Source organism: Enterococcus raffinosus (assembly GCF_018917525.1).
GTDB lineage: Bacteria > Bacillota > Bacilli > Lactobacillales > Enterococcaceae > Enterococcus_A > Enterococcus_A raffinosus_A.
In genome coordinates, this window is record NZ_JAHLOS010000075.1 from 1 (window position 1) to 5,193 (window position 5,193).

At 39.6% G+C, this 5,193-nt stretch carries 7 protein-coding genes and 1 tRNA gene; 5 read left to right on the forward strand and 3 right to left on the reverse strand.

From position 1 onward, the window contains the following. Both KQI58_RS22160 and KQI58_RS22165 read right to left on the reverse strand, forming a co-directional pair. The coding region (locus KQI58_RS22160; RefSeq protein ID WP_253296093.1) for a transposase at positions 1-587 on the reverse strand (587 nt) is incomplete at its 3' end. Between the two features lie 122 nt (positions 588-709). Beyond that, positions 710-1,147, reverse strand: a complete 438-nt coding sequence (locus KQI58_RS22165; RefSeq protein ID WP_216411104.1) for a universal stress protein — start codon at positions 1,145-1,147, stop codon at positions 710-712. A gap of 204 nt (positions 1,148-1,351) precedes the next feature. Between KQI58_RS22165 and KQI58_RS22170 the strand changes: the two genes are divergently transcribed. The 5 genes from KQI58_RS22170 (at position 1,352) to KQI58_RS22190 (ending at position 4,398) form a co-directional block, all read left to right on the forward strand. Beyond that, on the forward strand, positions 1,352-1,723 hold the full coding sequence (locus tag KQI58_RS22170) for a hypothetical protein (protein WP_216411105.1): 372 nt from the start codon (positions 1,352-1,354) through the stop codon (positions 1,721-1,723). A gap of 62 nt (positions 1,724-1,785) precedes the next feature. Continuing rightward, positions 1,786-1,868, forward strand: a tRNA-OTHER gene (locus tag KQI58_RS22175). A gap of 124 nt (positions 1,869-1,992) precedes the next feature. After that, a complete protein-coding gene (locus KQI58_RS22180; RefSeq protein WP_216411106.1) occupies positions 1,993-3,708 on the forward strand; it encodes an adhesin in 1,716 nt (571 codons plus the stop codon). A 188-nt stretch (positions 3,709-3,896) separates the two neighbouring features. After that, complete coding sequence (locus tag KQI58_RS22185) at positions 3,897-4,151, forward strand: DUF5960 family protein (protein WP_216411107.1); 255 nt, start codon at positions 3,897-3,899, stop codon at positions 4,149-4,151. Beyond that, on the forward strand, positions 4,138-4,398 hold the full coding sequence (locus KQI58_RS22190) for a hypothetical protein (protein ID WP_216411108.1): 261 nt from the start codon (positions 4,138-4,140) through the stop codon (positions 4,396-4,398). Before KQI58_RS22185 ends, KQI58_RS22190 begins: the two co-directional genes overlap by 14 nt. A 32-nt stretch (positions 4,399-4,430) precedes the next feature. On the opposite strand, the gene KQI58_RS22195 is transcribed toward KQI58_RS22190, so the two are convergent. Further along, the gene (locus KQI58_RS22195; protein ID WP_216411109.1) at positions 4,431-4,856 is read right to left on the reverse strand and encodes a universal stress protein; all 426 of its coding nucleotides are present in this window, start codon (positions 4,854-4,856) and stop codon (positions 4,431-4,433) included. Positions 4,857-5,193: the final 337 nt, after the last annotated feature.

Here is a 5,193-nt window from a genome sequence, read left to right on the forward strand (position 1 = left end):
TCTAGGTCCAAAGTAAAAGGGCGTTTTCCGGCCTCTATTCGTTGACGATTGATCTCATCTTCTAATTCATCTTGATAGGCTTTCGCTTCATCATGGGTCATTTCCTTCGTGAACTTATGTTTATTGGCATTGGCTTTAATGTGAGTCGAATCAAGGTATAGGTTATCCTCTGTCACAAAACCGGCTTTGACAGCTTGTTCTAAAATATAAGAAAAAATATCCTCAAATAGTGTCGTTTCTCTAAACCGGCGGACGTAATTTTTTCCAAAAGTTGAAAAGTGGGGAACTTTCTCTTCAAAGGAATAGCCTAAAAACCAGCGGTAAGCGACATTGGTGTCGACTTCCTTAATGGTTTGTCGCATGGAACGGATGCCGAATAAATACTGGATAAACACTAATTTAATCAGAATGACTGGATCGATACTTGGGCGACCTAAATCGGAGTAAGTGGCTTCGACGATTGGATAAATAAAGTCAAAATCAAGCGCGGCATCAATCTTTCGAACAAGATGATCTTGCGGAACTAGATCATCAATCGTGAGCATCGCAAATTGATTTCTACCGTTCGTATTGTTTTTAGACATCATAACTATCACTCCTTGTATTCGATTTCATAAATCTATTATAAAAGAAAAGACTGTAGACAGCATCCATAAAATGGACTTTGTCTACAGTCTGACGTCTGACTAAGTCAGACGTTTTTTCATGCTTATTTTACAACCATCACATTACAAGGTGCTTGATTGACTACATAAGCAGTTGTAGAACCGACGAGCAATAAGGATAGTGCGCCCAAACCTGTTGCTCCCATCACAATTAGATCGGTATCTAGTTTTTGCGCCAACTCAACAATCTCTCGTTTAGGATTACCAGCAATAATCTGAGAGGTCAGGTGAACTTCTTGTTCTTCTGCCATCCGATGATGCTCCAGCTCTGTGATAATCCCTTGAGCTTTTTCATGGACTTCCTGCATCAACGGAATCGAATTTCCTCCAGTCGTTCCGCTGAAACTAGCTGTATCGATTACGGTTGCCAAAGTTAGCTTCCCTTTATTTCTCTTTGCGATATTGATGGCTTCGTCAAATGCCTTTTTCGACTGTTTTGAACCGTCGACAGCAACTAAAATATTTTTATATTCATCAACCATTTTTGACGCCCCTTTCACCCTTATTTTATCATTCTGCTGATTCTTCGAAAAACGAAAATGATTATTTCTTTTTGTTTTTTCACTCTCTAATCATTAAAACTACTTAAAAACCCAGCTGAAAAATTGTTCTTTTTGCGATGAAATGCTAGACTTGCCTCAATCAAATTTTTACACAAACTACCAGAGAAGTAAGGAGAATTAGAGATGAATAAAACCCAAAGAAGAAAAGCCCATCTCATCATTCATAGCGCATCTACTGCTGCAGCAGGAGTTGGTGCAGGAATGGCACAATTGCCTTTTCCTGATGCGACCGTTTTATTACCGATCCAAACCGCTATGGTGATTGCTTTGGGAAAAATTTTTCATATTAAACTCGAACAGGGCGCATCAAAAGCCCTTGCCACTCAATTTTTAGCTCAAAAAGCTGGGCAAATGACGGCACGCTTCCTCGCAGGAAAACTTCCTGTTGCAGGTAATATTGTCAATGGCTCCACTGCTGCCGCCATTACTGAAAGCTGTGGTTGGCTCATTGCGAAGGAATTTTCAGAAGAATACGAGAAAAAACGCAAAGTATAATAATTTTTTAATTGCTGAGAAGCCTCTTTCAAATCCACACAAGATTCGCTATACTTGTAGTCGTGGATGAACTTGGTGTTTTACTCGTTCAATGATGTAGTCCGCATTTAAGATAGAGGTGCAGGTTCGATTCCTGTCATCCACATAATCCAAAAGAAGCTGAGAAGCTTCTTTTTTTTCGTAAAAAATCAATGGCCCATTCATTTTAGGCTCATTTAAGGTTCTCCTTCTACAATAAAGTTAAAAAGCAACTAGTAGGAGGTATTTTTTTGAGAACAAAGCAGTCAGTAATCATTACACTAATAAGTACTTTAGTGTTAAGTACAACCACATTCCCTATTATCGGATTCACTAATGAACAAGCCGGTGTTCCAGCCGCTCCACCAGATGGCGGTGGAATGGGTGGTGCAGATACTATGACCTATGATTATACGGGAGAGATGAAAGGCAGCCTAGTTGCTGATAATCAGGAAGTAGAAGCCGACACCGAAAAACAACGCTCTGACGGCAATGACGAAAATACTGCCTTAGTAAAAAATGGCGGAACCTTGACGCTTGAGAAAAGTACATTAGAAAAAGCTGGCGCAAGTGCTAACGATGACAACAGCAATTTCTATGGATTGAATTCAATCCTGTTGGCAGTGAACGAGAATTCCTTCGCTTATCTTTCCAACAGTCAATTAACTGCTAGCGATAAAGGGAGCAACGGGCTTTTTGCGACAGATAGCGGGACTATTTATGCCAATGATAATACTATTACGACAGAAGCGGACAATTCCCGAGGAATGGATGCAACCTATGGCGGCACCATCATCGCCAACAAAACCTCCATCAGCACCAAAGGGGATCATAGCGCTGCTTTAGCAACCGATCGCGGCGGTGGAAATGTTTCAGTCACTGATAGCCAATTTACAACACAAGGATCAGGCTCGCCACTATTGTATTCCACCGGTGACATTGAAGTGAGCAACGTCGAAGGAACGTCTACCGGCAGCCAGATTGCTGGTATGGAAGGCTATAACTCTATTCAAATCTACAATTCTAAATTAATCAGCAAGTTAACCGGAACAACCGGTAGTGATCCTGTCGCAAACGGTGTGATTATCTATCAATCCACTTCAGGTGATGCCGAAGCATCTACTGGAGAAACAGCAAAGTTTGAAGCCGTTAATTCCACTTTAAAAAGTGCCACTGAAGGAACGATGTTTTATGTAACAAATACTGAAGCCAACATTCTCTTGGAGGATAATACGTTAGATTTTGATAGTGATAAGGCAGTGCTATTAACGATTCAGGGAAATAATGCGAATAATTGGGGGACCGCCGGCAGTAATGGCGGCAAAGTGAACTTTACTGGAATCAATCAAGAATTGGCCGGTAAGATCAGTGTGGATTCTATTAGCAGTCTCAATCTCATTTTGACCGAAGAAACGACTTACAACGGCGAGACCGAAATCACTACAAACGAAGTGAATACCGCAGCCAGTGAAACCCCGATCACTGTCACAATTGATAAAACGTCTAAATGGGTAATGACCGCCGATTCACAGATAACCAACTTAAATTTGGAGTCAGGTGGCGAAATTGTTGACGAGGATGGAAAATCCGCAACGATCATAGCTGGTGGCGAAACCGTCGTAGAAGGAACGGGTTCAACAACCTTAACAGTTACTGGAACATACTCGACTCAAACCAATTTAAATGAGAACAACCGATTAAGCGACCCATCTATTGATCGAACAGACTTTGACCAGCATTATCAATTATCAACCTCCTTTACCAACAAAAGCACCGCAACCGAAAAAAAGAGCAGCACAAAGAATACCATAGCTGAAGATACATCTAGCGCGAAAAAAACTACTACAGCCATCGAGTCTAATAAGGAAGAAAAATATCCTCTATGGATTGCTTTCAGTGCGGTAGTCATTATAGCAGGGGCGTTGGTCCTGAAAAAAATGGGAAAAAGAACCAAACGTAGACACTAAATACTTTTCAAAATACGTAGCACGCTTGCAAAGGACAAGCGTGCTTCTCTTATCTCCCAGCTTTAACTTTTAGAAGATATACTTAAAGCAGAATTTCTCATTTCTTTGCGTATTTTATTTTAAAAGACTTCAACTTAATACTTTACTTATCGAACAAATGTTCGTATAATAATCTTGAGGTGATGACCATGTCCATGATTAGTCCAGATTCTGTTGAAATATTTTACCGAACGTATGACTCATTAGTAAAAGATTCCCTGCCGCTAGCTTTATTTTTAAACCAAATTACCGCCAAGATGGATGCCGAAAATCGTGATTATTTTGTCATCCCTGCTAAAAAGACCGGTCGCAAAAAGGATATCTATTTTCAATTTGAACGTAGAAATGATGAGCTTGTTTTCAAAGGCATTCATACAAGGAGGAAAAAAGATGGAATCAATTAAAGGAACCGTCACGAAACTAAAAATTATTCAATTTTCACAACAACCTTTAGTCTATTTTCAGCTCGCTAATACCAACTGTTTAATTTCCGCTCATTCATTAAATTTTTTGGCAGATGTCGAAGCTGGTATGAAAATTGTTGTGTTAGGAAAACGAAATAACCGAGGGCAATTTATTGTCGCAAAATACGCAGTCTTAGGCAAAACCAAACTAATGAATGATATCCAAAGCTATCAAAGGGCAAGCTAAAAGCCAGCACAAAAATGTGCCGGCTTCTTTTTTTATCGAACCACCATTACGTTACATGGTGCATTATTGACAACATATGCTGTTGTAGAACCCAATAGTAATCGAGAGAAAGTTCCCGTACCGGTAGCACCCATCAAAATCAAATCAATCTTTTTCTCTTCTGCAAAGGCAACAATTTTTGCTTTTGGATTTCCATCATCAACGACAGTTGTATAGGAGATATCCTCTGGGATCACTTCTTCTAATCCCCCTACAACAACACTTGCAGCTTTTTGTGCTTCCTTCACAATATGATCTACAGCGTAAGGTTCGGCTCCTAAATGATTGGTGTCAGATACGATCAAAATATACAAATGTGCGTCATTTCTGCGGGTGACTTCGATAGCTTCTTGGAAGGCTCGACGTGCCTGCTCAGATGAATCAACTGCGACAAGTATTTTTTTGTATGATTCCTTCATAATAAGACCCCCTTTTTTTCTATTGTAACGAATACCAACTATATTTGTACAGCAAATAGTAAGCGCTTTCTCGATTAGATTTTTTTTTTAGAAAAAAAGCACACAAAGCATAAAGAGAAACTTATAGATAGCTCATCCTCCAATTACCGTTAATAACTATTTCAATATGAAGTCACTGTTCTATTTCCCCCTCATACTATCTGCAAAATCTGTACATATAAGAAAACCTCAGGAGAAAACCGCTCCTGAGGACTTTTTGTTTAGATGAATCATTTTATTGTCGATCACTGATTCTAAATTCGTATCCAAGTACGTTCTTATAATATTCTGGATACAT